Here is a 26,601-nt window from a genome sequence, read left to right on the forward strand (position 1 = left end):
CAGAGGTGGACATGGGGAGGGTGTGGGTTCACCCCGCAGAGCGATGCAACAGGCGTGGCGGGAAACCATCATTGAGTACATGAGCACCGTGACCTTCACCCCCGCGTCCACCGCCCACTCCGACAGCCACAAGGGCCACCACGGCCACCCCGTCGGCAATGCTCTGCGCGCCGCCAAGGCGTTCGCCGGGGCCGCGCTGAGCGTCGTCGTCCTCGGGGAGTACTCCGAAGAGGCGGGCGTGCGCCGCCGCCGCTGAGCCTGACGGGACGGGGCCGCACGGTCCCCTAGGGTCGCGGCCGTGAAGTACCGGACCGTGACCACACGTTCACTCCCCGCAACACGTCTCCCTCTCGCAACAGGCGCGCTGTCGCTCGTCCTCGCCCTGTCGCCCGTCGCGCTCGCGGCACTCTGTATCGCCCTCCGGATCCCCATGGCGGACGCCCTGGTCTACCGGGCGGAGGGCGCGGCCGTCGCGAACGGCACCGATCTGTACGGCTTCACCGTCACCCCGTGGCATCTGCCCGCCACCTACCCCCCGTTCGCCGCCCTCCTCTTCGTCCCGGCCACCTGGCTGCCGCTCCCGGCGCTCAAGGTGGCCTTCGCCGTCGGGAACGCGGTCCTGCTCGCCCTCCTGGTGCGGCTGTCCTGCCGTTTCGCCGGGATCGCGCCGCGCATCGCGCCCGTACTCGCCGCCACCGCCGTCGGGCTGTGGCTGGAACCGGTCTTCCAGACGCTCCTGTTCGGCCAGATCAACCTCGCCCTTGCCTGCCTGCTCCTGTGGGACCTGACCAGGCCGCCGGGGACGCTGGGCAAGGGCGTCGCCGTCGGTGTCGCAGCGGGCATCAAACTCACACCGGCGATCTTCATCTTCTACGCCCTGCTCAGGGGCAGAAGACGCGAGGCGGCCACGGGCGCGGCCGCCTTCGCCGCCACCGTGCTGCTGGGCGCGCTCGTGCTGCCGGGCGCCAGCGTGGAGTTCTGGACGCGGCGGCTCTACGAGACCGATCGCGTCGGCAAGGCGTGGATCGTCGACAACCAGTCGTTGCAGGGGCTGCTGGCCCGGCTGCTGCACACGCCCGCGCCGGGCGCGGTGTGGTGGGTCGCGGCGGTCGCGGTGGCGGTCGCGGGCCTGTGGACGGCCCGGCGTACGGACGAGCGCTGGGGCGTCCTCGTCGTCGCCGTCACCGCGCTGCTGGTCTCGCCGATCAGCTGGTCGCACCACTGGGTGTGGTGCGTCCCGCTGCTCGCGCTCCTGCTGGGCGAGGGTCGTGTGCGTATCGCCGTGGCCGTCGCGGTCGTCTTCACCGCCCGCACGCTCTGGCTGGTGCCGCACCAGGGGGCCCTGGATCTCCATCTCCCCTGGTGGCAGCAGCCGTTGGCGTCCCCGTACCCGCTGTTCGGGCTCGCGGTGATCGGCTGCGCGGCGGTACGCGCGCGGGCTCAGCCGATGTCGCCCGCGAGCAGGTCGTCCGCGTCGACGATGCGGTACGCGTAACCCTGCTCGGCCAGGAAGCGCTGGCGGTGGGCGGCGAAGTCCTGGTCGATGGTGTCGCGCGCGACCACCGAGTAGAAGTGCGCCTGGTGGCCGTCGGCCTTCGGGCGCAGGACGCGGCCGAGGCGCTGCGCCTCCTCCTGGCGGGAGCCGAAGGTGCCCGAGACCTGGATGGCGACGGTCGCCTCCGGCAGGTCGATGGAGAAGTTCGCGACCTTGGAGACGACGAGCACGCTGATCTCGCCCTGGCGGAACGCGTCGAAGAGCTTCTCGCGCTGGGCGTTGGAGGTCTCGCCCTTGATCACGGGCGCCTTCAAGTGCTCGCCCAGCTCGTCGAGTTGGTCGATGTACTGCCCGATGACGAGGATCTGCTGGCCCGCGAACTTCCGTACCAGGGCCTCCGTCACCTTCCGCTTGGTCGCGGTGGTCGCGCAGAAGCGGTACTTCTCCTCGGTCTCGGCGGTCGCGTACGCAAGGCGCTCGCTGTCCGTGAGGTTGACGCGGACCTCGACGCAGTCGGCGGGCGCGATGTAGCCCTGCGCCTCGATCTCCTTCCACGGCGCGTCGAACCGCTTCGGCCCGATGAGCGAGAAGACGTCCGACTCGCGCCCGTCCTCGCGTACGAGGGTGGCGGTGAGCCCGAGGCGGCGGCGCGCCTGGAGGTCGGCGGTGAACTTGAAGACGGGCGCGGGCAGCAGATGCACCTCGTCGTAGACGATCAGACCCCAGTCGCGCGAGTCGAAGAGTTCGAGGTGCGGATAGACGCCCTTACGCCGGGTGGTCAGCACCTGGTACGTGGCGATGGTGACGGGCCGGATCTCCTTGCGCGTCCCGCTGTACTCGCCGATCTCGTCCTCGGTCAGCGAGGTCCGCTTCACCAGCTCGTGCTTCCACTGCCGGGCCGAGACGGTGTTGGTGACGAGGATGAGGGTGGTGGCCTTGGCCTGAGCCATGGCACCCGCCCCGACCAGCGTCTTTCCGGCGCCACAGGGCAGTACGACCACACCGCTGCCGCCGTGCCAGAACCCCTCGACGGCCTGCTTCTGATACGGGCGAAGGGCCCAGCCGTCCTCGGCGAGCTCGATGGGGTGCGCCTCGCCGTCCACGTAACCGGCGAGGTCCTCGGCGGGCCAGCCGAGCTTCAGCAGGGTCTGCTTGATCTGGCCGCGCTCGGAGGGGTGCACGGCGACGGTGTCCGCGTCGATCCGGGCGCCGACCAGCGGAACGATCTTCTTGGACCGCAGGATCTCTTCCAGCACGGGCCGGTCGGTGGTGGTGAGGACCAGACCGTGGACCGGGTGCTTGCTGAGGGTGAGGCGGCCGTAGCGCGCCATGGTCTCGGCGACGTCGACGAGCAGCGCGTGCGGCACGGGGTAGCGCGAGAACTCGACCAGCGCGTCCACCACCTGCTCGGCGTCGTGCCCGGCCGCGCGCGCGTTCCACAGGCCCAGCGGGGTCACCCGGTAGGTGTGGATGTGCTCCGGCGCCCGCTCCAGCTCGGCGAAGGGCGCGATGGCACGACGGCAGGCGTCGGCCTGCTCATGGTCGACTTCCAGGAGCAGGGTCTTGTCCGACTGGACGATCAGTGGCCCGTTCACGCGGTGCACCCTCATTCCGTACGTACGTGGAGGCGGCGAAACCTCCAGTGTGCCTGAGCCGGGGGGAATGCGGGGCGGTCCCTTGGTGGCGCCGGGTTTTCCGGCTTACGTCTCACGCCGAGTCGTCGGCCAGCTCCGCGACGCCGGTGATCCGGTGCAGCGGATACGTCCGCACCTCGTCGGCGGTGTGGTCGTAGCCCGTCACGAAGCCGCCCTCGACGCGGACCGGGGCGATGACGCGCTGGCTGGCCGCGCCGTCCGCGTTGACATAGCCGATCCAGACGGCCGAGCCGGTCATGGCCGCGGCCTGGACGGTGGCCAGGGTCTCGGCGGGGGTGGTGCGGGGCAGCGTGCCCTGTTCCGCGGGCGCGGCCGTGGTGCTCGGCGGCTCCTTGCGTACGACCGTGGCGGCCTCGTCGCCCGCGCGGATCGCCCGTACCGCCGCGCCGAGCAGAGTGTCGTCCGGCAGCGGCGGGCCGTCGGGGACGGGGACGGGCGGGGTGCGGGGCGGGGTGCGGCGGGTGTCGGCGCGGGCGATCACCACATCGCCCTCGGCGGACTCGGCGGCCGGGGCGTACCCCATCGCGCGCAGCAGCTCCAGGAGGGAGGCGGGGTCGGCCTGGGCGGCCAGCACGGTCGGGGCGAGGCGGCGCAGGCGCAGCGCGGCGGACCGCTTGTCGGCGACGATCTCGTCGAGCAGCGCGTCGTCGTCGCAGCGTACGTACGAGGAGGCGGCGCCGACCCGCAGGTGGCCGTGGCGGCGGGCCACGTCGTCGATGAGATAGCTGAGCGGCTGCGGCACCGGCGTACGGCTGTGCGCGGCCAGGAACGCGTGCAGATCGGAGGCGGCCTGCCCGGCGTCCAGCGCGCGCCGCACGGAGGCGGGCGTGAACCGGTAGACCGTCGCCCCACCCTTCGACTCGATGTCCGCGAGCACGTTCAGGGTCGCGGCGAGCGGGCGCCGCAGCGGGCCGGGCGCGACGGCGGTGAGGTCGGCCTGGAGCAGGACGTGGTCGACGGGCTCGGGCAGATGCGGCGCGAGCGCGGCGGCGGCGGAGAGGCCGAGGAGGGTGGTGCTCTGTTGTGATGCGGCGGGTTCGATGAGCGCGCGGCCGTGGGCGGAGAGCGCGCCCCGGCCCGTGATGCCCAGCAACTCGCCCTCCTCCAGCGTCCATTGGGCCAGCTTGGAGCGCAGGTCCTCGGGGCCGGTGCGGGTCGGGTGCTCCCAGCGCAGCCGCTCCAGCAGCGTCCCGGGGTCGGGGGCGGCGCCCTCGGGGAGACGGGCGAGCAGGGTGAGGACGCGGTGGCGTACCTCGGGGGCCGGGGAGCGGTCGAGGTCGGGGCCGAGCGCGGACAGGGTGCGGCCGCGGGTGTCCTGGCCGCCGACGAGGCCCGGGGTGCGGGTCGCCGAGAGCCAGGCGGCGGCGAGGCGCGACCAGCGGTCGGCGGGCGGCAGCTCCAGCCAGTCGTCGCAGGCGGGCGTGGGCGCGTACCGCTCGTCGGCCTCGCCGTCGGAGGCCAACAGTCCGGCGGCATAGGCGAGTTCGAGCCAGAAGGCGGCGGTCTGCTCGGTGGTGTCGAGCGCCACGGCGGTCCGCTTGAGATCACGCACGCTCAGGCCGCCCGCGCGCAGTACGGCCGGGCCGCCCTCGTCCCACTCGGCCAGCAGGTCCTCGATCATCGTCAGCGCGGTCAGGGCCTGGCCCGCCGCCGTGGTGTCGACGATGCGCGGCGCGTACTCGCGCGCCGGCGCGACGGCGGGCGCGACCGGCTCGGGCGCCCGGTGCGCGCGCCCGGCGCGCAGATGCAGGGCGACCTCGCGGGGCAGCACGAGGGTGCGGGCGGAGGTCGGCAGCAGCAGCCCGTGGTCCCGCAGCCAGCGCACGGGCGGCGCGGGATCGGCCGACACCTCCCCGTACGGCGGCCCCCACACCAGCCGGTCGAGCACGCCCAGCGCTTCGGGCGGCGCGGTGTCCAGGAGCTCCGACATCCGCCGCCGGTCGGTGAAGAGCGAGGTCAGCGAGGCGACGGCGGAAACGGGGTCATGGGTGGCGGCCAGCCCGACGGCCTGCAGGATCTCCTGCACCCGCCCCGGCGACATCCCGGCCGTGGCCTCGGCGACGGTCGGGCCGAGGCCGGTGGGGGAGGGGTGCGCGGGGGAGGGCGCGAGCAGTTCGCGGGCGGTACGCACGAGCCGCAGCCGGTCGTCCGGCCCCCACACGAGCGCCTGCTCCCGCAGTTTGTTCAGCGCACCGGGCAGCGCGGCCTCGATCTCCCGGTCTCCGTCGTCGCCGCTGAGCAGCGCGAGCAGTACGTCGTACGGCGCCGGGTCGGGCGCGACGGCCAGCGCCTGCGCACTCTGCAACGCGAACCGGTCGAGCCGCTCCAGGGCCCGTACGACGGAGGCCCGCGTCCCGGCCCGGGTGGCGAGCTGGGTCAGGTCGCCGGGTACGGGGTTGAGCAGGTCGGGGCGTGCGCGGAGGAGGACGGCGAGGGAGGAGTCGGGGCGGGAGCGGAGGGCTTCGGCGAGGGTGCGGGGGGTGGGGGTGGCCGGGCTGGAAGTGGCCGTGCCGGAGGTGCGGCCCGCGCCCGTCGTACCGGCGGCCGTGCCGTACTCGTCGCCGGTCGCTCCGGTTGTTGCTTCGGGCACGTGCGCCTCCTGGTTGCGCTCGCCGGTCCCCATCCGCCCCACGGTAGCCGCTGCACGCTACCGTCAGGGCAGGGAGGCGGCGGCGGGCCCCGGCGGGGCGGGTCGGGGCACGGAGGGGAACGGCGTGGGGATCGAGAGCGACCAGCTGGTCTACGACTATCTGAGCCGGGTCGGCGACCTGGCCCAGCAGCGGCAGCTGCCGTCGGGGACGCGGATGCGGCTGGTGTCGTCGCTGCGGGACGAGATCGACCGCAGCCGGGCGAAGTACGGCAGTGACACCCCGGCCGCGGTGCGCCGGATCCTGGGGCGGCTGGGTACGCCGGACGAGGTGGTCGAGTCGGTCGCCGTGGGCGGGGAGTACGCGGCGCCGCCCGAGGTGGAGGCGGCGGGACGCGGGGTGCCGGGGCAGCGGGACGGGGGGAGCGGGCGGCCCCGGGAGCGGGGGCGGCCGAAGCTGTTCCCGCGCCCGCGCGCGTCGTCGCCCTCGGCGGGCGTGGCCGAGCCGTCCCCGGGTGCCGCGTCGCCGCCGCACCTCGCGGGCATGGACGAACTCGCCCCGTCCGACGGCGAGCCCGACTGGTGGCGCGTCGAGCAGGGCCCGTTCGGTGGCGGGGGGCCCGGGGACTCGGTGGCGGGGTTCGTGGGCGGGGTGGAGATCCCGGAGATGTTGAAGCAGCCGGGGAAGGAAGGGGAGGGCGAGGAAGAGCCGGAGGAGGAGTCCGATGAGGCGGTGGAGCTGGACTCGGAGCCCGACCCCGAACCGCCGCCCCGGACCCGGAACTGGCGCGCCCTGATCCCGTCCAAGCGCTCCGAACGCACTCGGCCCGGCCTGACCAACCCGTTCCTGGTGCTCGCGGCGGTGCTGCTCGTGGGCGGGGCGCTGTTCGGCAACCTGTACGCCCTGGGCGGCGGTTGGCTCCTCGCGTACCTCTCGCGGCGGCTGACGCCCGCGGAGAAGAAGTGGGGCGTCCTCGGCCTGCCCGCCCTGACCCTGGTCGGCGGCCTGGTCTGGCTCTGGGGCCGCCAGGACGGCCGCTGGGGCGCGCCGATAGCCCAGGGCGCGATGGGCGACGCGGCGTCGGGAATGTGGCCGTGGCTGCTGCGCATAGCGGCGCTGTCCTCGGCCCTGTTCATATTCTGGCGCTCACAGCGCCCCCGGTGATGCCCGCACCCCACCCCTTCCCCAAGCCCTCCCCCACCCCCCCTCAGCCCCCACCCACCCCCGGAGGGTTTAGGCGAAGGGGCGGGGTGGGGCTCGGCACAATGGGCGGTATGGCCTCCCGTACCCCCACCGTCGGATTCGACCTCGACATGACCCTCATCGACTCCCGCCCCGGCATCCACGCCGTCTACACCCGGCTCGCCGAGGACACCGGCACCTACATCGACGCCGACGCGGCCGTCGGCCGGCTCGGGCCGCCGCTCGAATGGGAGCTCGCGCACTGGTTCCCGGAGGACCAGGTCGAGGAGATGGCCCGGCGCTACCGTGAGATCTACCCCACATACGCCATCACCCGCACCCCCGCCCTCCCCGGCGCCGACGACGCCATCCGCGCCGTCCAGGAGCTCGGCGGCCGCGCGATAGTCGTCACCGCCAAGAACGCCCCGCAGGCGGCGATGCACCTCACCCACCTCGGCATCGAGCCCGACGAACTGATCGGCGGACTATGGGCCGAGGCCAAGGCTCAGGCGCTGCGCGCGCACGGCGCGGAGGTGTACGTGGGTGATCACACCGGCGACGTACGCGGGGCGCACACGGCGGGCGCGCTCTCGGTGGCCGTACCGACCGGCCCCATCGGCGCGGACGAACTGCGCGCGGCGGGCGCGGACGTACTCCTCGCCGACCTCACGGAATTCCGTCCGTGGTGGAAGACGTACGCGGCGAACGGCCACACACGCGGCTAGGCCGCGCCCCGCCCCGACCGTCGTACCGACGTCACCACACCCGCCGCCGCGATCAGGAACCCCACGCCCATCAGCATGCAGACCCAGTACGCGGCGGGAGGGAACCTCGACGTGTGCAGGAACAGCGGCGCCACCGTGACCAGCGTGGCGAGCGCGCCGACGAAGAAGACGATGACACCGGCGCGAACCAGCCGGTCCCCGGTGTTCGACTCGTCGCTGGCCGAATTCGCTTGGGTTTCGTTACTCACTCGGTCAGGGTAGTTCCCTGCCCGTAAGGACCTGCCGGGACGTCTTGTCAGCAGCCTCTGGACCATTAGCCTTGGTGTCGGCGGGTCCGAAGGCGACCCGCTGCAGTGCTATCCAGAGCCGTTTTTCCGCGGCGCCCCGAGCATCCGACGACGAGTACGAGGACGAGGACAGACGTGCCTACCGGCAAGGTCAAATGGTTCAACAGCGAGAAGGGCTTCGGCTTTCTCTCCCGCGACGACGGCGGTGACGTCTTCGTGCACTCGTCCGTGCTCCCCTCCGGGGTGGAGACGCTCAAGCCCGGCCAGCGCGTCGAGTTCGGCGTAGTGGCAGGCCAGCGCGGTGACCAGGCTCTTTCGGTGACGGTCCTCGACCCGGCGCCCTCGGTCGCGGCCGCACAGCGCCGCAAGCCCGACGAACTGGCCTCCATCGTCCAGGATCTGACGACGCTCCTGGAGAACATCACGCCGATGCTGGAGCGCGGCCGTTACCCCGACAAGGCCGCCGGCAAGAAGATCGCCGGTCTGCTGCGGGCGGTCGCGGACCAGCTCGACGTGTAAGGCGACGGGTAAGCCCGACCCGTAAACGCCTGAGCGCGCATTACGAGTTGGACAACCGTTTATACGAAACTCAGCGCATCGCGGCCGAGGGGCGGAACAAGTCCCTCGGCCGCGGCGCGTGTGAGCAGTCCGCGCACCGCCGCGTAGCCGTCCTCGCCGAGGTCGGCGGTGAACTCATTGACGTAGAGCCCGATGTGCTGGTCGGCCACGGCCGGGTCCATCTCCTGGGCGTGCTCGCGTACGTACGGACGCGAGACCTCCGGGTCGTCCCAGGCCATCCGCACGGACGAGCGGATGACGGCGGCCAGTTGGCGCAGCTTCTCCTCGCCGAGCGAGCGGCGGGCGACGATGGCGCCGAGCGGGATGGGCAGCCCGGTGGTGTTCTCCCAGTGCTCGCCCATGTCGGCCAGCGAGTGCAGCCCGTACTCCTGGTACGTGAACCGGGCCTCGTGGATGACGAGTCCGGCGTCGACGCGTCCGTCCCGTACGGCGGGCATGATCTCGTGGAACGGCATCACCACGACCTTGCCGACCCCGCCGGGGACGACATCGGCGGCCCAGAGCCGGAAGAGCAGATACGCCGTCGAGCGCTCGCTCGGCACGGCGACCGTCTTGCCGGTGAGGTCGACGCCGGGCTCCCGGGTGAGAACCAGCGGGCCGCAGCCGCGCCCGAGCGCCCCGCCGCAGGGCAGCAGCGCGTACTCGTCGAGCACCCAGGGCAGTACGGCGTACGACACCTTCAGCACGTCGAAGTCGTCCGAGCCGCGCTCGGCGATGCCGTTGGTGATGTCGATGTCGGCGAAGGTGACGTCGATGCGAGGGGCGCCCGGCACCCGGTCGTGGGCCCACGCGTCGAACACGAAGGTGTCGTTGGGGCAGGGCGAGTAGGCGATGCGCAGCGGCTCAGTCATGACCGTTCCAACTCTCCAGTACGGGCGGGAGCTTCCCGAAAGCGTCACCGAGCGCGGCGAGCGCGTCCCCGATCCGCCAGGCGGAACGGTCCCGCGGGCCCACGGCGTTGGAGACCGCCCGGATCTCGACGACCGGGATGCCGTGCAGCGCGGCCGCCTCGGCGACGCCGAACCCCTCCATCGCCTCGGCCCCGGCGCCGGGGTGGCGCTGCGTCAGTGCGGCGGCGCGTTCGGCGGTGCCGGTGACGGTGGAGACGGTGAGCACGGGCGCGTACGCGGCGCCGGTCGCGGTGGCGATCGCCTCGGCGAGTGCGGCGGGCGGCAGATGGACCGACCGCCCGAAACCGAGCTCTTCGACATCGAGATAGCCGTCGGGCGTGTCGGCGCCCAGATCGGCGGCGACGATCCGCGAGGAGACGACCAGCGACCCGACGGGGGCCAGCGGCGCGAACCCGCCGCCGATCCCGGCCGAGACGACCAGGCCGTACGGGGACGGGGCCCGGGCGAGCGCGGTCGCGGTCGCGGCGGCGGCCGAGGCCGGGCCGACACCGCCGACGACGGTGTCGAACGCGGAGCACGCGCGCGTGACCGCGTCCCGCTCTGCGGGAACCGCGGTCACGACCAGCACGCGCATGTCAGCCGTCGTCTCAGCTGTCTTCGCGCTTGAGCGTGAAGCTCCAGACCGACTTGGGCTTGTTGTTGTCGTTCACCTGGATGATGTTGATCTTCTTGCTCTTCGGCGCGGCGCCGCCCTGCCCGCCCGTCGCGAAGACGTCCGCGTTCGGGAAGGAGCGGTACGTCTGCTTGGAGGGCTCGGTGATCGGGGCGCCGTCGAGGACCGCCACCCACTTGTCGCCGTTCTCGACGACGTCCGGGTCCACGCCCAGGCGCAGCGTCGCGCCCGGCGAGTACTTGATCGTCTTCGACGTCTTCACACTGCTCAGGCAGGTGGTGAGCTTTTCGTCCGACAGGACCTTGCCGTCGTTGCGGCAGGTGGCCTCGGCGTTCACCGAGGTGTTCCCGACCGTCACGGTCGCGAGGGGCGTCGGCTTGTCGCAGGCGGAGAGGACGAGGAGTCCGGCGGAGACAGCGCCGAGGGCGATGCCGGCCCGACGGGCCTTACCAGAGGTGAACGCAACGGTCATGAGCCGAAGGCTATCGGTCCGCCGTGATCACGCCACGCGCGGGTGTGGCGTGCCGCGCCGAGCGGCCGTCAGCAGCCCTCGTACGGACGTGGCGAAGCCCACCGCGAGCAGCCCCGCGGCGACCGACATGCCGAGCACTCCGTTGAGCGGCAGCGCGATCCCTATGGCGCCGCCGAGCACCCACGACATCTGGAGCGCGGTCTCGGACCGGGCGAAGGCCGAGGTGCGCACCTCCTCGGGCACGTCCCGCTGGATCATCGCGTCCAGGGACAGCTTCGCCAGCGCCTGGGTGAACCCGGCGGTCGCGCCGAGCACCGCCATGAGCACGCCACTGAAGAACGCCGCCGCGCACACGGACGCGCCGAGCGCGGCCATCAGCACCATCACGATGATGATCTCCGGGCCCCGGGAGCGCAGCATCGAGCCCGCCGCCGTGCCCAGCGCGTTGCCGACGCCCGCCGAGACGCCGACGGCGGCGAGCGAGACGGCGGCGCTCTGCCCGGCCAGCGGGTGCTCGCGCAGCAGGAAGGCCAGGAAGAAGATCAGGAAGCCGGACAGGGCGCGCAGGGCGGCGTTGGCGACCAGCCCGTTCAGCACGGCCGTGCCGACCGTGCGCAGGCCGGGCTTGCGGGCCGCCCCGCCGTGGTCGACCAGCTGCGCCTTGCGCTCGCCGAGGGACGAGTCCACCTTGTGGTCGAGCGTGAACGCCAGGAACGTGCCCGTCACGAAGATGCAGAACGCCCCGTAGAGCGGCCATTCGGGCCCGACGTGGTGGAGCCCCGCGCCGATCGGGGCGGCCGCGGCGGTGGCGAGCAGCCCGGCGAGTGTGACCCGCGAATTGGCCTTGACCAGCGAGAACCGTGGCGGCAGCAGCCTCGGTACGACGGCGCTGCGCACCACTCCGTACGCCTTCGACGCCACCAGGACGCCGAGCGCCGCCGGATACAGCTCAAGCCCGCCGGTGGCGACCGCGCCCGACATGGTGAGCGCGAGGAGCGCGCGGGCGAGCATCGCGCCCGCCATCGCGGCGCGCCGCCCGTGCGGCATCCGGTCCAGGAGCGGGCCGATCACGGGGGCCAGCAGGGTGAACGGGGCCATGGTGATCGCCAGATACAGCGCGACGCGCCCGCGGGCCTGGTCGGTGGGGACGGAGAAGAAGACGGTGGAGGCGAGGGCCACGGTGATCATGACGTCACCGGCGCCGTTCACGGCGTGCAGCTCGATCAGTTTGCCCAGGCCCGACTCCCCGGCGCCGTGCGCGTGCGTCGCCTTGCGGATGGAGCGGGCAGTTCCGGTGAAGGGCAGATGCAGCGCGCGGCCGACCTTCCGGCCTGCCTTGCGCAGGGGACTCGTTCCGTCCGCGGACCTTGCCGTTGCCACCCAGTCATAGTGCCCCAAGCCCGTACGACCTGTGCGGACCGAGCGGGGATTCGGACCGGCAGGTGGGCCACGGGCCACGAAGGGGGTAGCGTGACAGGCGCGCCGCCCGCGGCTGCTCATGGCCGCGCGCCTCTCCGCGATCCCGCAGAATGGATGGCAGAAGGCGCGCCTCTGACAGCTCTACGGCCCGGGCGCGGACGTCGACGCGGCCCCCTGGTCCGCTCCGTCCGCGACTCGTACGTACGCGGTCCCCGGCGCACCCGTGAGACGGCGTAGGAGAGAAGCGAGACCTGTGAGTGCTGCGACGACGCGAAGCCGTACCCCTGACCGCCTGTGCGCCGAAGCGGTCGATCTCGCCCGGGAGGCGGCGGAGGAAGCCGCCGCGCCGGGCGTGGTCGGCGAGCACGTCTCGGCCGTGGCCGAGGGTGACCGTGTAGTCACGCACTTCTTCGAGTGCAAGGAGCCGGGGTACCGGGGCTGGCGCTGGGCGGTGACGGTCGCGCGGGCCTCCCGCTCCAAGCAGATCACCCTCGACGAGTCCGTGCTGCTGCCCGGGCCCGACGCGCTCCAGGCGCCCGAATGGGTGCCGTGGAGCGAGCGCCTGCGCCCGGGAGACATGGGCCCGGGCGATCTCCTCCCCACCGAGGCGGACGATCTGCGCCTGGAGCCCGGGTACTCGGGCGAGGAGGAGCCGCCGCCGAACTCCGCGGTGTCCGAGGAGCTGGCGGAGCGGGTCGAGGCGGAGGACGCGGAGCTGGTGTCGCGCCCCGGCACGACGCGCGGCTCGATCGCGTCTCTCGCCGAAGAACTCGGCATGCGCCGCGCGCGTGTCCTGTCCCGCTACGGCCTGCACACGGCGGCGGACCGCTGGGACGAGGCGTTCGGAGCGAAGACCCCGATGGCCCAGGCGGCCCCGGCGTCCTGCATGACGTGCGCGTTCCTGGTCCCCGTGGCGGGTTCCCTCCGCCAGGCCTTCGGTATCTGCGCGAACGAATTCGGCCCGGCGGACGGCCGTGTGGTGTCCCTGTCGTACGGCTGCGGCGGCCACTCGGAGGCGGCGGTCATGCCGAAGCCCCCGCGCCCGTCCCCCCCGGTCCTGGACACCCTGGGCGCGGATGTGCTGCCCCTGCGCCCGTCCCCGGACAGCGGCTCGGTCCCGGAGGCGACGGACGAGCCGTCGGAGGAGCTGGGGCACTCCTGATTCGCCGGGGCGGCGGCTTCCGCGTGCGGTGATCCGTCTGCGGGCCGGTGGGGGCCGATCGCGCAGTTCCCCGCGCCCCTTGGCCCCCCACCCCGCCCCTTCCCGAAAGCCTCCGGCGGCCAGACGAACGGGGGTGCAGGGGCGGAGCCCCGCTTGCCCACCCGCCCCCAGCGGGGTCCGGGGCGCAGCCCCCGGAGAACCCCCTCACCCCCACCCACCCCCGGAGGGTTCAGGGAAGGGGTGGGGTGGGGGAAAACCCGGTCGGTCCACGACGCGGTACCTTCAGCCCACGGTGTACCGACAGGCAGATGCGGAGTGTGGGCGCGTGATCGTGAAGGCGACGGGGGTCGAAGGGGCCGATCCCTTCGGGACGGCGCGGCTGCGGCGCGGCGTGGTGGACTCCTGGGCCACGGCTCCCGCCCGCTTCCGCGAGGACGCCAACGCCGAGGAAGACCTCGCGCTGGGCGGCTACCGCGACCGCCTCGTCGTCGAGTTGGCCCAGAACGCCGCCGACGCCGCCGCACGGGCCCGCGTCCCCGGCCGCCTGCGCCTGACCCTGCACCCCGGCGCCCCCGGCGAACAGCCCGTACTCGCCGCCGCCAACACCGGCGCCCCCCTCGACGCGGCCGGCGTCGAATCCCTCTCCACCCTGCGCGCCTCGGCCAAGCGCCAGGACGGCGACGCGACGGGCGCCGTAGGAAGGTTCGGCGTCGGCTTCGCCGCCGTCCTGGCCGTCAGCGACGAGCCCGCGGTCGTCGGACGCACGGGCGGGGTCCGCTGGTCCCTGGCCGAGGCCCGCGACCTGGCCGCCGAGGCGGCGAGGTTCAGCCCGGGCCTGGGCGACGAACTGCGCCGCCGCGACGGCCACGTACCCCTGCTGCGGCTCCCGCTGCCCGCCGAGGGCACCGCCCCCGAGGGCTACGACACCGTGGTGGTCCTGCCACTGCGCGACGAACCCGCCGAGGACCTGGTCCAGCGCCTGCTCGCCGGGATCGACGACGCCCTGCTCCTCACCCTGCCCGGACTCGTCGAGGTCGTCGTCGAGACCCCGGACGGCTCCCGCGTACTGCGGCGCTCCGAGCACGACGGTTACGTACACATCGACGACACCAGGGACGGCCTCAACCGCTGGCGGACCGTCACCGACCACGGCCCGCTCGGCCCGGACCTCCTCGCCGACCGCCCCGTCGAGGAACGGCTGCGCCCGCACTGGTCGGTCACCTGGGCTGTCCCCGTCGACCTGGACGGCGCGCCGCAGCGCCCGCGCACGGCGCCCGTCGTGCACGCCCCCACCCCCACCGACGAGCCCCTGGGCGTCCCCGCGCTGCTCATCGCCTCGCTGCCGCTCGACACCGCCCGCCGCCACCCGGCCCCCGGCCCGCTCACCGACTTCCTGGTGCAGCGCGCCTCCGACGCGTACGCGAGGCTGCTCGGCGACTGGCTGCCCGTCTCGACCGGCACCGTCGACCTCGTGCCGGGCCCGCTCGGCCGGGGCGAGCTGGACGGGGCGCTGCGCGCGGCGATCCTGGAGCGGCTGCCCCGTATCGCCTTCCTCGCCCCGGCCGCCCCCTCCGAAGAGCTCACCGCGCTACGGCCGTTCGAGGCCGAGGTGGTCGAGGGCGCGGGCGCGGACACCGTGAAGGTGCTCGCCGAGGTGCTGCCGACGCTGCTGCCCGCAGGGCTGGAGCGCCGGGCCGAGCTGCGTACGCTCGGCGTCGGCCGGCTGCCGCTGGGCGACGCCATCGAGCGCATCGGCGGCGCCGAACGCGCCCCCGAGTGGTGGTATCGCCTCTACGACACGCTGGCCGGGGTCGACCCGGACCGGCTCTCCGGCCTCCCGGTCCCGCTGAGCGACGGCCGTACGGCGATCGGCCCCCGCCAGATCCTCCTGCCCCTGGAACAGACTCCCTCGGACCTGGCCCGCCTCGGCCTGAAGGTCGCGCATCCGGACGCCGCGCACCCGCTCCTGGAGAAGCTGGGCGCCCTCCCGGCCACACCCCGGGCCGTCCTGACGACCCCTCAGGTGCGCGCGGCCGTCGCCGCCTCGCTCGACGGCGGCGAGATCTGGGACGAGGACGCGCTCGACGCCGACGAACTCGCCGACGCCGTCCTCGCGTTGGTACGCGACGCGGCGCTCGAACCCGGCGACGAGCCCTGGCTGGGCGCCCTCGCGTTCCCCGACGAGGACGGCGAGCTCGCGCCCGCCGGTGAACTCGTCCTTCCCGGCAGCGCGTTCGCCTCGGTGATCCGCGAGGGCGAACTCGCCGAGGTCGACCGCGAGCTCGCCGAGCGCTGGGGCGAGCAGCCGCTGGCCGCGTGCGGGGTGCTGGCCACGTTCGCCCTCGTACGCGCTAGTGACGTCGTCCTCGACCCGGACGAACTGGAGCCGCGCGACGGCGACTTCGCCGAACCCGACGACGCCGGGCTGCTGGACGCGGTCGACGTGTGGTGCGAGGACGTCCTGGACCGGCTGCCGCACACGCCGGTGCCGCCGGTGGCCACGGAGATCGTGGCCGTACGCGACCTCGACCTGGTCGCCGACGACGCCTGGCCGCGCGCGCTCGCGCTGCTCGCCCAGCCGCCGCTGCGCGACGCGCTGACCCAGCCCGTACGCATCCTGCTGCCCGACGGCACGACCGAGAGCGTGCGCCCGTACACCGCGTGGTGGCTGCGCGGCCACCCCGTCCTGGGCGGCCGCCGCCCGGCGGGCCTGCGCGCGGCGGGCTCCGACCCGCTCCTCCTCGGCCTGTACGAGTCGGTCGACGCGACCGGGTTCGAGGACGAGCAGGTGCTGCGGGCGCTGGGTGTGCGGACGTCGGTGGCGGCGCTGCTCGACGAGCCGGGGGGTGCGGCGGAGCTGCTGTCGCGCCTGGCGGACTCCGATCGCCCGGTGTCGCCCGCCCAACTGCACGCTTTGTACACGTCCTTGGCTTACCTGGACCCCGACCAGGTGACGCTTCCGGACGAGTTGAGGGCGGTCGTGGATGGTGAGGTGCGGGTCGTGGACGCGGCCGACGCGGTGGTCGCGGACGCGCCGGATCTCCTCCCGCTGACGTCCGGGGTCCCGCTGCTCCCGGTCGCCCCGTCCCGGGCGGCGGACCTGGCGGAACTGTTCCAGGTCCCCCGGCTCGGGGAGACGGTGTCGGCGGAGGTGTCTTCGGAGGGGACGGAGCGGGAGGTGCCGGAGCCGGTGCGGGTGTTGCTGGGGCCGTCGACTCCCTCCACCTACATGGAGCATGAGGAGCTCCTGGCGGGCGGGGTCGAACTGGACTGGCGCCGTACGCCCGATGGCACGGTGCACGCCGCGACCCTGGAGGGTGTGGCGGCGGGCCTGTCCTGGACGACGTCCCAGTGGCCGCGTCGCTTCGAGGTGGCGGCGCTGCTGGAAGACCCGTCCAGGACGGCGGAACTGGCGCAGTCGCGCTGGTTCGACTAGGCCCCACCCCGCCCCTTCCCGGCTGTGACATTTTGCGGCTCCGCCGCGTGGCCTGGGCGGGCGGCCTGGTTCTTTGGCCGCGGGCCGGTGGGGGCTGATCGCGCCCACGCGGCGGAGCCGCAAATGTCACAGCCCCGCGCCCCTAACTACCTAGGGGCGCGCGACCAGCCACGCACGGTCCGCAGGCGACCCCCCCCGGCTACGCCGGGAAGCGGCGGTCCACCCACCTCCAGGCGAACTCCAACCCCACCGCCCCCACCACCGCGATCCCCACCGCGGCCCACGGCAACGTCGTGCCGACGAGCTTCAGGGCGAAGAAGGTCTGGAGCCACGGCACCGCGAGGACCAGGAGGAACGCCACACCCATCGCCGCCACCAGGCAGATCCGCCACCATGTGTACGGCCGCGCGATGATCGCCAGGACCCACATCGAGACCAGGAACAGGGTCAGGGTGGCCGCGCTGGTCTCGGCCTCCCGCGCGCCGTCGCCCACGTAATAGTGACGCGCCAGCAAATACGTCGCGAACGTCGTCACCGCCGCGATGGCACCACCCGGAATCGCATACCGCATCACCCGCCGCACAAAGTGCGGCTTCGCCCGTTCCGTGTTCGGCGCCAGCGCCAGGAAGAAGGCCGGGATGCCGATCGTCAGGGTGGACAGCAATGTCAAGTGGCGGGGGAGGAACAAGTACTCCACCTGCGTGCAGACCACCAGCAGCGCAAGGAGCACCGAGTACACCGTCTTGACCAGGAACAACGTCGCCACCCGCGTGATGTTGCCGATCACGCGGCGCCCCTCCGCCACCACCGACGGCAGCGTCGCGAAGCTGTTGTTCAGCAGGACGATCTGGGCCACCGCCCGCGTCGCCTCGGAGCCCGACCCCATCGAGACGCCGATGTCCGCGTCCTTCAGGGCCAGGACGTCGTTGACGCCGTCGCCCGTCATCGCCACCGTGTGGCCCCGCGACTGCAGCGCCGCCACCATGTCCCGCTTCTGCTGGGGCGTTACGCGGCCGAAGACGGCGTTCTCGTCCAGAACCGACGCCATCTCGGACTGCTCCGACGGCAGTTGACGCGCGTCCACCGTGTTCGACGCCCCCGGCAGCCCCAGCTTCCCCGCCACCGCGCCCACCGACACCGCGTTGTCCCCGGAGATCACCTTCGCGTGGACGTCCTGCTCGGAGAAGTACCGCAGGGTGTCGCCCGCGTCCGGCCGCAGCCGCTGTTCCAGCACCACCAGCGCCGCCGCCCGCGCGTCCGTCGCGACCTGCGGATCGTCGAGCTCACGCCCCGCCCGCGCCAACAGCAGTACCCGAAGCCCTTGTTCATTGAGCGAGTCGATCTCCGAGAGGGAGGGATCACCTGTCGGCAGCAGTACGTCCGGGGCTCCCAGCAACCACGTCGAGTTCTCCCCGTCCCCCTCGCTGAACGCCGCCCCGCTGTATTTACGCGCCGACGAGAACGGCAGCGACTCCGTGCACCGCCACTCCTCGCTGTCCGGATACGCGTCGATGATCGCCTGGAGCGACGCGTTCGGACGCGGGTCCGACTCGCCCAGTGCGCCGAGCACTTTGCGTACGTACGCCTCGTCCGTGCCGTTCAGCGGCCGCAGCTCGGTGACGTCCATGCCGCCCTCGGTGAGCGTGCCCGTCTTGTCGAGGCAGACGACGTCCACGCGCGCGAGGCCCTCGATCGCGGGCAGCTCCTGCACCAGGCACTGCTTGCGGCCGAGCCGGATCACCCCGATCGCGAAGGCGACGGAGGTCAGCAGCACGAGACCCTCGGGGATCATCGGGACGATGCCGCCGACCGTGTACGCGACCGACTGCTTGAAGTTGTCGTCCTTGACCACGAGTTGGCTGATGACCAGGCCTATCGAGGTCGGGATCATCAGCCAGGTCACGTACTTGAGGATCATCGAGATGCCGGAGCGCAGCTCGGAGTGGACAAGCGTGAAGCGGCTCGCCTCCTCCGCGAGCTGCGCCGCGTACGCCTCGCGCCCGACCTTGGTCGCGGTGAACGCGCCGCCGCCCGCGACCACGAACGAGCCCGACATCATCTTGTCGCCGGGCTTCTTCAGTACGGGGTCGGCCTCGCCCGTGAGCAGTGACTCGTCCACTTCGAGGCCGTCCGTCTCGACCACCTCGCCGTCGACGACGACCTTGTCGCCCGGCCCGAGCTCCACCAGGTCGCCGAGGACGATCTCGGAGGTGGAGATCTCGGCCGCGCGCCCGTCGCGCCGCACCGTCGGCTTCGCCTCGCCGATCACCGCGAGCCCGTCCAGGGTCTTCTTGGCGCGCAGCTCCTGGATGATGCCGATGCCGGTGTTGGCGATGATCACGAACCCGAAGAGGCTGTCCTGGAGCGGCGCCACGAACAGCATGATCGCCCAGAGCACGCCGATGATCGCGTTGAAGCGGGTGAAGACGTTGGCGCGGACGATCTCGGCGGTGGACCGGCTGCTGCGGACGGGTACGTCGTTGACCTCGCCCCGGGCGACGCGTTCGGCCACTTCGGCGGTGCTCAGCCCGGTGGCCCGGCCTGCTGCCGGGGACGGCGGCTGGACGGGGTGGACGGGGTCGAGTTCCGCCCCGGCGTCGATATTGGCGCGCTGCGTCATGTTTTCGACGGTACGGCGGTAATACCCGCTTCACCTGCCGGGAACGTCGAACATCAGACCCAGGGAGGAGACGAATGGTCCTGCGGCGGTATGCCGGGGCCCCTACCTGGCCAGGGTCCTACTGACTTTCGGCCCTTGCGGCCAGCTCGGCCGCGTGCCGCTTCAGTGCCGCGTCCCGGCCCCGTACGTACCAAATGCCGATGAGACCGAGACCGCCGCCGGCGAGGCACGTCCACAGCCACCACAGATGGCCGTGGTCGTCGAACCAGCCGTAGAACGGGAGCTGGACGAGGAAGAGGACGAACCAGAGGATCGTGCCGCCGGTGATGGTGGCGACGACGGGCCCTTCGAGGGGCTCGGGTGCCTCGTGTTTCGGTGTCCACTTCGCCATGCGATCAGTGTAGGGGGAGGGGTTGTGGGGGTCTGTGGACTGTCCACGGACCCCCAGAAGCCCAGTCGCCGCAGGCGTCTACGCGCGGAGATAGCGATCTTCGCCTTATGTATTCATACTGAAACGGCTTACGGCTGACTCGTTTTGTTCGTTGAAACGTCCAAAGAAGTTCGGGTTAAGGCCGGATTCCCGCTTTTCTTTCCCTGCCCGCCCCGTCTCACGACTGAGGTTCCGCATGTCCCCCTCGGCCACCGCCAAGGTCGACTCCCCGCCGCCGGCCCCGCTGCCGCCGGTCAACGGCTTCGACCGCTTCTTCAAGATCACCGAGCGGGGTTCCACGGTCGCCCGGGAGATCCGCGGCGGCTTCGCCACCTTCTTCGCGATGGCCTACATCATCGTGCTGAACCCGATCATCCTGGGCAGCGCGAAGGACATGTACGGGCACCAGCTGAACGGGGGTCAGCTGGTCACCGCGACCGTCCTCACGGCGGCGTTCACGACGCTCCTGATGGGTGTCATCGGCAACGTGCCGATCGCGCTGGCGGCCGGGCTCGGGGTGAACACCGTGGTCGCGCTCCAGCTGGCGCCCCGGATGAGCTGGCCGGACGCGATGGGCATGGTCGTCCTCGCGGGCTTCGTGGTGATGCTCCTGGTCGCCACCGGGCTGCGCGAGCGCGTGATGAACGCGGTGCCGCTCGGTCTGCGCAAGGGCATCGCGATCGGCATCGGCCTCTTCATCATGCTGATCGGCCTGGTCGACTCGGGCTTCGTCTCCCGTATCCCGGACGCCGCCCACACCACGGTCCCGCTCCAGCTCGGCGGCACCGGGCATCTGCTCGGCTGGCCGGTCCTGGTCTTCATCCTCGGCGTCCTGCTCACGCTCGCGCTGCTCGTCCGTAAGATCCCGGGCGCGATCCTGATCTCCATCGTCGCGATGACGGTCCTGGCGATGATCATCAACGCGGTCGCCACCGTGCCGTCCTGGGGTCTGACCACCCCGAAGTGGCCCGGCAACCCGGTCGCCAGCCCCGACTTCGGGCTCGTCGGCAAGATCAGCCTCTTCGGCGGCTTCGACAAGGTCGGCGTGCTGACCGGCACGCTCTTCGTCTTCACGGTCCTGCTCTCGACGTTCTTCGACGCGATGGGCACGATCATGGGCATCAGCGACGAGGCCGGGCTGACCGACGCCGAGGGCAACATGCCCGGCATCAACCGCGTCCTGTTCGTCGACGGCATCGCGGTCGCCTCGGGCGGCTTCTCGTCCTCCTCCGCCACCACCTGCTTCGTGGAGTCCACGGCGGGCGTGGGCGAGGGGGCCCGTACCGGCTTCGCGAACGTCATCACCGGCGGGCTCTTCACGGTCGCCCTGTTCCTCACGCCGATCGCCACGATGGTCCCGTCCCAGGCGGCCACGCCCGCGCTGCTCGCGGTGGGCTTCCTGATCCTGTCCGGCTCGATCCGGCAGATCGACTGGGACGACTGGACGATCGCGATCCCGGCGTTCGTGACGATGGTGATGATGCCGTTCACGTACTCCATCACCAACGGCATCGGGATGGGCTTCCTCACCTTCACGATCCTGCGCGTGGTGGCGGGCCGCTTCCGCGAGGTGCCGGTGGCGATGTACGTGGTGTCGGCGGTGTTCGCCTTCTACTACATGATGCCGGCGCTGGGTCTGACGTAACCCGTGGCGCGTCAAGCCACCCCGTAGAGCTTCTCCGTCTCGACGGTGGCGGCCTGAAGCCGTACGTCGAAGTCGTCGCGAATGAGCGTCCGGACCACATAGTCCTGGACGCTCATTCCGCATCTGGCGGCATGCTGCCGGAGCCGTTCGAGCAGCTCACCGTCTATCCGCAGGCTGAGCACGCTGGTCCCCATGGGACGAGGGTCGCCGTACGCACGGCCCCCGCGCGTCACTTTCCGGATGTGTCTCACTCGTATGGGTGATGCGAGTGGTATTTAGCCAGAGTAATGAGTTAGTCTAATGAACATGTCTGACCTGTCCCACGGCAGTGACGCCGACGTCGCCGCCGTGAACTCCCTGCGCTCCGCGGTCATGCGGCTGAGCCGACGCCTCAAGCACCAGCGCGTCGACGAGTCGCTGAGCCCCACCGAGATGTCGGTGCTCGGCACCCTCGCCCGCTGCGGCTCGGCCACCCCCGGTGAGCTGGCCCGCAAGGAGCACGTCCAGCCGCCGTCGATGACCCGCATCGTCGCGCTGCTGGAGGCGAAGGGCCTGGTCAGGCTGGAGCCGCACCCCGACGACCGCCGCCAGAAGGTGGTCAGCCAGACCGAAGAGGCCGAGGCGATGCTCGAAGAGAGCCGCCGCAAGCGGAACGCCTGGCTGACGACCCTCGCGGAGGGCCTGGACGAGGACGAGTGGGCGAAGCTGCGCGCCGCCGCACCCGTACTGGAGAAGCTCGCACACCTGTGAACTGACTGCGCACGCTAGGAGGCGAACCCCTTTGAGTTCGGGACCCGGAGCAGACTCCGCCCCCGCACCGAAATCCACCCACGACACGGCTGCCCCCGGCAGCAGACGAGGGACGTTCTCCTCCCTCGCGATCCGCAACTACCGGCTGTTCTTCTCCGGTGCCATCGTCTCCAACATCGGTACGTGGATGGCGCGGATCACCCAGGACTGGCTGGTCCTCCAGATCACCGGCTCCTCGGTGGCGGTGGGCATCACCACCGCCATGCAGTTCCTGCCGATGCTGCTCTTCGGGCTGTACGGCGGCGTCATAGCGGACCGCTTCGCCAAGCGGACCATCCTCTTCGTGACCCAGAGCGCGATGGGCCTCGGCGGCCTGTTCCTGGCGGCCATGACGCTGTCGGGCCACGTCCAGGTCTGGCACGTCTACCTGACGGCGTTCTTCACCGGCCTGGTGACGGTAGTCGACAACCCGACCCGGCAGTCCTTCGTCTCCGAGATGGTCGGCCCCGACCAGGTCCGCAACGCGGTGAGCCTGAACTCGGCGAACTTCCAGTCGGCCCGTCTGGTGGGCCCGGCGGTGGCCGGTGCGGTGATGGCGGCGGTCGGCCCCGGCTGGGCGTTCCTCGCCAACGGCCTCTCGTTCCTGGCCCCGCTGACGGGCCTGGCCCTGATGCGTACGGCGGAGTTGCGCCCGACGAAGCCGGCGCGCCGGGGCAAGGGCCAGCTGCGCGAAGGACTCGCCTACGTCTCGGACCGCCCGGAACTGATCTGGCCAATAGTCCTGGTCGGTTTTGTGGGCACCTTCGGCTTCAACTTCCCGATCTGGCTGAGCGCGTTCGCGCGGGACGAGTTCCATGGCGGCTCCGGGATGTACGGCCTGTTCAACAGCCTGATGGCCATCGGCTCCCTGATGGGCGCGCTGCTCGCGGCCCGCCGGGGCACGACGCGGCTGCGGCTGTTGGCGGGGGCGGCGGGAGCGTTCGCGGTCCTGGAGATGGTGGGCGCCCTGGCGCCGTCCATGACGCTGTTCGTGATGCTCCTGATCCCGATCGGGATCCTCGGCCTGACGGTGAACGTCACGGCCAACGCGTCCGTCCAGATGGCGACCGACCCGGAGATGCGGGGCCGGGTGATGAGCCTGTTCATGATGGTCTTCACCGGCGGCACCCCGCTGGGCGGCCCGCTCTTCGGCTGGCTGACGGACGCGTACGGCGTACGCATCAGCCTCGCGCTCGGCGGCCTGATCTGCGCGGTCGCGGCGGCGGGTGTCGGCCTGATGCTGGCCCGCGCGGCGAACCTGCGACTGAAGGTGGACCTGCGGCGGGGGCGGCGGCATGTGGAGTTCGTACCTCGGGAGAGGCTGGCTACGGCGGCGTAAGGGGGGGCGGGGAGGTGCGGGGCCGGGGCGTGCGTCGGCCCCGGACCCGGGCGGGCTTGGGGTGCGGGTCCGGCCCCAGACCGTGGCGGGGCGTGCGTCGTCCCCGGACCCGGGGCGAGACTGGTCCCATGAGACTCTTCGTCGCCGTACTGCCGCCCCGGCCGCAGCTGGCCGAACTGGGCCTGGTCGTGGACGAGTTGCACGGCCTGCCCGGCGCGCACGGACTGCGCTGGGCGGGCCGCGACGGCTGGCACCTCACGCTCGCGTTCCTCGGGGCGGTGGACGAGGCGGTACTGCCCGACCTGCACGCCCGCCTGTCCCGGGCGGCCCACCGCACGCCCCCGTTCGAGGTACGCCTGCACGGGGGCGGGCGCTTCGGGGACAAGGTCCTCTGGGCCGGGGTCGCGGGCGAGCTCGACGCCCTGCGGCTGCTTGCAGAACGCGCCGACGCGGCGGCGCGCCGGGCGGGCATCGCGATGGAGGAGCACCGCCGGTACACCCCGCACCTGACGCTCGCCCGCAGCCGCGTGGGCGCGGACCTGCGCCCGTACGCGTCGCTGCTCTCCGGCTTCGAGGGCACGGCGTGGCAGGCGTCCGAGCTGGTACTGGTCCGCAGCAACCTTCCGACGGAGGGGGTGGCGGGGGCGCAGCCGCGGTACGAGGCGGTGGGGAGGTGGGCGCTGGGGGCGGGCGCGTGACGGGGTCCGCGCGGGTGTTCGTTACGCTCATGAGCGTGAACCCGAAGACCAGGAACCGGATCATGGCCGGTGTACTCGTGCTGATGTTCGTCGTGGTGGCGGTGGCGGCGGCCCGCGGCTAGGCAGTTTCCCCCCACCCCGCCCGTTCCCTTAACCCTCCGGGGGTGGGCGGGGGTGAAGGTGGTTACCCGGGGGCTGCGCCCCCGGACCCTCTTGCGGGGCCTGCGGCCCCTGCACCCCGCTCCGGGGCGGCGCCCTGTAACCCACCCACCCCAGCGGGGTCCGGGGTTGAGGGGCCGCAGGCCCTGCCGGGGGTTCTGGGGGCGGAGCCCCCGAGGGGGTGCAGGGGCGCAGCCCCGCCCGGGGTCCGGGGGCGTAGCCCCCGGGAGAACCACCTTCGCCCCCACCCGCCCCCGGAGGGTTTAGGGAAGGGGTGGGGTGGGGGACTACCAGGCGAACGCCTCCGGCGACGGCCCCGGGCCCGGGAAGATTTCGTCCAGGCCCGTCAGGACCTCCTCGTTCAGCTCCAGCTCCACCGCCCGCAACGCGGACGCCAGCTGCTCAGCCGTACGGGGGCCGACGATCGGGCCAGTCACGCCCGGACGGGTCAGCAGCCACGCCAACCCCACCTCCCCCGGCTCAAGCCCATGCTTGCCCAGCAGATCCTCGTACGCCTGCACCCGCCCCCGTACCACCGGATCCCTCAGCGACTCCGCCGCCCGCCCACCCGTGGACCGAGAGCCGCCACCCTCGCGCTCCTTACGGAGGGCACCCCCGAGAAGGCCGCCGTACAGCGGGGACCACGGGATGATCCCGACGCCGTACTCCTGCGCCGCCGGGATCACCTCCATCTCGGCCCGCCGCTCCGCGAGGTTGTACAGGCACTGTTCGCTCACGAGCCCCAACCGCCCGGTCCGCGCGGCTACTTCATTGCCTTGCGCAATCTTGTACCCGGGGAAGTTGGACGTGCCCACATACAGCACCTTCCCTTCCCGTACGAGTACGTCCATCGCCTGCCAGATCTCCTCGAAGGGGGTCTGACGGTCGACGTGGTGGAACTGGTAGATGTCGATGTAGTCGGTCCCCAGCCGCTTCAGGCTGGCCTCGACCGACCGACGGATGTTCACCGCCGACAGCTTGTCGTGGTTCGGCCAGGCGGGAGCCCCGTCGGCGGCCATGTTCCCGTACACCTTCGTGGCCAGGACCGTCTTGTCGCGGCGCCTGCCGCCCTGCGCGAACCACGACCCGATGATCTCCTCGGTGCGGCCCTTCTCGGCGCCGAAGCCGTAGACATTGGCGGTGTCGAAGAAGTTGATGCCGGCGTCCTGCGCGGCGTCCATGATGGTGTGGCTGGCGGCCTCGTCGGTCTGCGGGCCGAAGTTCATCGTCCCGAGGACGAGTCGGCTGACCTTGAGTCCGGTGCGTCCGAGCTGCGTGTACTTCATGAGGTCCTAGCGAACGCCTTGAAGTGCGCTCCAAGCAAGCACCACCCCGCGTTCACCACGCCCTACCAGGCGAACGCCTCCGGGGACGGGCCCGGCCCGGGGAAGATCTCGTCCAGCCCGGCAAGGACCTCCTCGCTCAGCTCCAGCTCGACCGCCCGCAGCGCGGACGCCAACTGCTCGGCGGTACGGGGGCCGACGATCGGGCCCGTAACCCCCGGTCGGGTCAGCAGCCACGCCAGCCCCACCTCCCCCGGCTCAAGCCCATGCTTGCCCAGCAGATCCTCGTACGCCTGCACCCGCGCCCGTACGACCGGATCGCCGAGCCCGGCGGCGGCCCGCCCCGCCTTGATACGCGCCCCGTCCCCGGCCCGCTCCTTGCGCAACGCACCCCCGAGCAGCCCCTGATGCAGCGGGGACCACGGGATGATCCCGACCCCGTACTCCTGCGCAGCCGGAATGACCTCCATCTCGGCGCGCCGCTCGGCGAGGTTGTAGAGGCACTGCTCACTCACGAGCCCCAACCGCCCGGTCCGTGCGGCTACTTCATTGCCTTGCGCAATCTTGTACCCGGGGAAGTTGGACGTGCCGACGTACAGGACCTTCCCTTCCCGTACGAGTACGTCCATCGCCTGCCAGATCTCCTCGAAGGGGGTCTGACGGTCGACGTGGTGGAACTGGTAGATGTCGATGTAATCGGTGCCGAGGCGCTTCAGACTCGCCTCCACCGACCTCCGAATATTGACCGCCGACAGCCTGTCGTGGTTCGGCCAGGCCGGAACGTTCCAGGGGGTGCCGTCCTGGACCATGTTCCCGTAGCCCTTGGTCGCCAGCACGGTCTTGTCCCGCCGCCCGCCCCCGCGCGCGAACCACGCCCCGACGATCTCCTCGGTGAGCCCCTTGCGTTCGGCCACGCCGTAGATGTTCGCGGTGTCGAAGAAGTTGATGCCCGCGTCCTGCGCGGTGTCCATCAGACGGTGGCTCTCGGCCTCGTCGGTGTGCCCGCCGAAATTCATCGTGCCGAGGACGAGTCGGCTGACCTTGAGTCCGGTGCGTCCGAGCTGTGTGTACTTCATGAGACACCAGCGAACGCCTTGAAGTGCGCTCGAAGCAA

Annotated in this window: 23 protein-coding genes; 11 read left to right on the forward strand and 12 right to left on the reverse strand. The window is 72.0% G+C overall.

Going from position 1 to position 26,601, the window contains the following annotated elements:
* Window positions 1–79 precede the first annotated feature (79 nt).
* Window positions 80–256, forward strand: a complete 177-nt coding sequence (locus tag ACT1U9_RS17360; RefSeq protein ID WP_444533643.1) for a hypothetical protein — start codon at window positions 80–82, stop codon at window positions 254–256.
* 174 nt (window positions 257–430) lie between these two features.
* Window positions 431–1,495 (forward strand): glycosyltransferase 87 family protein, encoded by a 1,065-nt coding sequence (locus tag ACT1U9_RS17365; protein WP_444539143.1) that lies wholly within the window; start codon window positions 431–433, stop codon window positions 1,493–1,495.
* Here ACT1U9_RS17365 and ACT1U9_RS17370 read toward each other — a convergent pair.
* Both ACT1U9_RS17370 and ACT1U9_RS17375 read right to left on the reverse strand, forming a co-directional pair.
* Entirely contained in the window at window positions 1,441–3,090 is a 1,650-nt protein-coding gene (locus ACT1U9_RS17370; RefSeq protein ID WP_444533644.1) for a DNA repair helicase XPB, read from the reverse strand. The two genes, ACT1U9_RS17365 and ACT1U9_RS17370, sit on opposite strands and share 55 nt — an antisense overlap.
* A gap of 112 nt (window positions 3,091–3,202) precedes the next feature.
* Entirely contained in the window at window positions 3,203–5,773 is a 2,571-nt protein-coding gene (locus tag ACT1U9_RS17375) for a helicase-associated domain-containing protein (RefSeq protein WP_444533645.1), read from the reverse strand.
* Between the two features lie 91 nt (window positions 5,774–5,864).
* Here ACT1U9_RS17375 and ACT1U9_RS17380 point away from each other — a divergent pair, with 91 nt between their 5' ends.
* Both ACT1U9_RS17380 and ACT1U9_RS17385 read left to right on the forward strand, forming a co-directional pair.
* Window positions 5,865–6,902 (forward strand): hypothetical protein, encoded by a 1,038-nt coding sequence (locus ACT1U9_RS17380; protein WP_444533646.1) that lies wholly within the window; start codon window positions 5,865–5,867, stop codon window positions 6,900–6,902.
* 110 nt (window positions 6,903–7,012) lie between these two features.
* Window positions 7,013–7,645 (forward strand): HAD family hydrolase, encoded by a 633-nt coding sequence (locus ACT1U9_RS17385; protein WP_444533647.1) that lies wholly within the window; start codon window positions 7,013–7,015, stop codon window positions 7,643–7,645.
* Here the strand turns inward: ACT1U9_RS17385 and ACT1U9_RS17390 are convergent.
* Window positions 7,642–7,893 carry a hypothetical protein gene (locus ACT1U9_RS17390; RefSeq protein ID WP_444533648.1) on the reverse strand — a complete coding sequence of 84 codons (252 nt, stop codon included), beginning with the start codon at window positions 7,891–7,893 and terminating at the stop codon, window positions 7,642–7,644. The genes ACT1U9_RS17385 and ACT1U9_RS17390 overlap by 4 nt on opposite strands.
* Window positions 7,894–8,067: 174 nt before the next feature.
* On the opposite strand from ACT1U9_RS17390, the gene ACT1U9_RS17395 reads away from it, so the two are divergent.
* Window positions 8,068–8,451 (forward strand): cold-shock protein, encoded by a 384-nt coding sequence (locus ACT1U9_RS17395; protein ID WP_067162767.1) that lies wholly within the window; start codon window positions 8,068–8,070, stop codon window positions 8,449–8,451.
* Between the two features lie 59 nt (window positions 8,452–8,510).
* Here ACT1U9_RS17395 and ACT1U9_RS17400 read toward each other — a convergent pair whose 3' ends face one another.
* From ACT1U9_RS17400 to ACT1U9_RS17415, 4 genes are read right to left on the reverse strand one after another with little or no spacing between them, the layout of a single operon-like run.
* A complete protein-coding gene (locus ACT1U9_RS17400; RefSeq protein ID WP_444533649.1) occupies window positions 8,511–9,362 on the reverse strand; it encodes a 1,4-dihydroxy-6-naphthoate synthase in 852 nt (283 codons plus the stop codon).
* Window positions 9,355–9,996 (reverse strand): futalosine hydrolase, encoded by a 642-nt coding sequence (locus ACT1U9_RS17405; RefSeq protein WP_444533650.1) that lies wholly within the window; start codon window positions 9,994–9,996, stop codon window positions 9,355–9,357. The genes ACT1U9_RS17400 and ACT1U9_RS17405 overlap by 8 nt, the downstream gene beginning before the upstream one ends.
* A 13-nt stretch (window positions 9,997–10,009) precedes the next feature.
* Window positions 10,010–10,507 (reverse strand): DUF2771 domain-containing protein, encoded by a 498-nt coding sequence (locus ACT1U9_RS17410; RefSeq protein ID WP_444533651.1) that lies wholly within the window; start codon window positions 10,505–10,507, stop codon window positions 10,010–10,012.
* Window positions 10,508–10,534: 27 nt separating this feature from the next.
* The gene (locus ACT1U9_RS17415; RefSeq protein WP_444533652.1) at window positions 10,535–11,887 is read right to left on the reverse strand and encodes an MFS transporter; all 1,353 of its coding nucleotides are present in this window, start codon (window positions 11,885–11,887) and stop codon (window positions 10,535–10,537) included.
* A gap of 292 nt (window positions 11,888–12,179) precedes the next feature.
* On the opposite strand from ACT1U9_RS17415, the gene ACT1U9_RS17420 reads away from it, so the two are divergent.
* Both ACT1U9_RS17420 and ACT1U9_RS17425 read left to right on the forward strand, forming a co-directional pair.
* A complete protein-coding gene (locus tag ACT1U9_RS17420; protein WP_444533653.1) occupies window positions 12,180–13,088 on the forward strand; it encodes a DUF3027 domain-containing protein in 909 nt (302 codons plus the stop codon).
* Between the two features lie 331 nt (window positions 13,089–13,419).
* A complete protein-coding gene (locus ACT1U9_RS17425) occupies window positions 13,420–16,524 on the forward strand; it encodes a sacsin N-terminal ATP-binding-like domain-containing protein (RefSeq protein WP_444539144.1) in 3,105 nt (1,034 codons plus the stop codon).
* A 199-nt stretch (window positions 16,525–16,723) separates the two neighbouring features.
* Here ACT1U9_RS17425 and ACT1U9_RS17430 read toward each other — a convergent pair whose 3' ends face one another.
* Both ACT1U9_RS17430 and ACT1U9_RS17435 read right to left on the reverse strand, forming a co-directional pair.
* On the reverse strand, window positions 16,724–19,144 hold the full coding sequence (locus ACT1U9_RS17430) for an HAD-IC family P-type ATPase (RefSeq protein WP_444533654.1): 2,421 nt from the start codon (window positions 19,142–19,144) through the stop codon (window positions 16,724–16,726).
* 118 nt (window positions 19,145–19,262) lie between these two features.
* The gene (locus ACT1U9_RS17435) at window positions 19,263–19,535 is read right to left on the reverse strand and encodes a DUF2530 domain-containing protein (RefSeq protein ID WP_361431434.1); all 273 of its coding nucleotides are present in this window, start codon (window positions 19,533–19,535) and stop codon (window positions 19,263–19,265) included.
* Between the two features lie 235 nt (window positions 19,536–19,770).
* Between ACT1U9_RS17435 and ACT1U9_RS17440 the strand changes: the two genes are divergently transcribed.
* Entirely contained in the window at window positions 19,771–21,219 is a 1,449-nt protein-coding gene (locus ACT1U9_RS17440; RefSeq protein ID WP_444533655.1) for an NCS2 family permease, read from the forward strand.
* Window positions 21,220–21,230: 11 nt separating this feature from the next.
* On the opposite strand, the gene ACT1U9_RS17445 is transcribed toward ACT1U9_RS17440, so the two are convergent.
* The gene (locus ACT1U9_RS17445) at window positions 21,231–21,413 is read right to left on the reverse strand and encodes a ribbon-helix-helix protein, CopG family (RefSeq protein WP_444533656.1); all 183 of its coding nucleotides are present in this window, start codon (window positions 21,411–21,413) and stop codon (window positions 21,231–21,233) included.
* A 112-nt stretch (window positions 21,414–21,525) separates the two neighbouring features.
* Here ACT1U9_RS17445 and ACT1U9_RS17450 point away from each other — a divergent pair, with 112 nt between their 5' ends.
* From ACT1U9_RS17450 to thpR, 3 genes are all read left to right on the forward strand, one after another.
* Window positions 21,526–21,969, forward strand: coding sequence for a MarR family winged helix-turn-helix transcriptional regulator (locus ACT1U9_RS17450; RefSeq protein WP_188277064.1), 444 nt, complete (start codon window positions 21,526–21,528; stop codon window positions 21,967–21,969).
* Window positions 21,970–22,000: 31 nt separating this feature from the next.
* Entirely contained in the window at window positions 22,001–23,347 is a 1,347-nt protein-coding gene (locus tag ACT1U9_RS17455; RefSeq protein WP_444533657.1) for an MFS transporter, read from the forward strand.
* 128 nt (window positions 23,348–23,475) lie between these two features.
* Window positions 23,476–24,045, forward strand: a complete 570-nt coding sequence (gene thpR, locus ACT1U9_RS17460; RefSeq protein WP_444533658.1) for an RNA 2',3'-cyclic phosphodiesterase — start codon at window positions 23,476–23,478, stop codon at window positions 24,043–24,045.
* Window positions 24,046–24,491: 446 nt separating this feature from the next.
* Here the strand turns inward: thpR and ACT1U9_RS17465 are convergent, their stop codons facing one another.
* Both ACT1U9_RS17465 and ACT1U9_RS17470 read right to left on the reverse strand, forming a co-directional pair.
* Window positions 24,492–25,490 carry an aldo/keto reductase gene (locus ACT1U9_RS17465; RefSeq protein ID WP_444533659.1) on the reverse strand — a complete coding sequence of 333 codons (999 nt, stop codon included), beginning with the start codon at window positions 25,488–25,490 and terminating at the stop codon, window positions 24,492–24,494.
* Between the two features lie 62 nt (window positions 25,491–25,552).
* Entirely contained in the window at window positions 25,553–26,563 is a 1,011-nt protein-coding gene (locus ACT1U9_RS17470) for an aldo/keto reductase (RefSeq protein WP_444533660.1), read from the reverse strand.
* Between the last annotated feature and the right edge of the window lie 38 nt (window positions 26,564–26,601).

Source organism: Streptomyces sp. BR1, assembly GCF_052373795.1.
Taxonomy (GTDB): Bacteria; Actinomycetota; Actinomycetes; order Streptomycetales; family Streptomycetaceae; genus Streptomyces.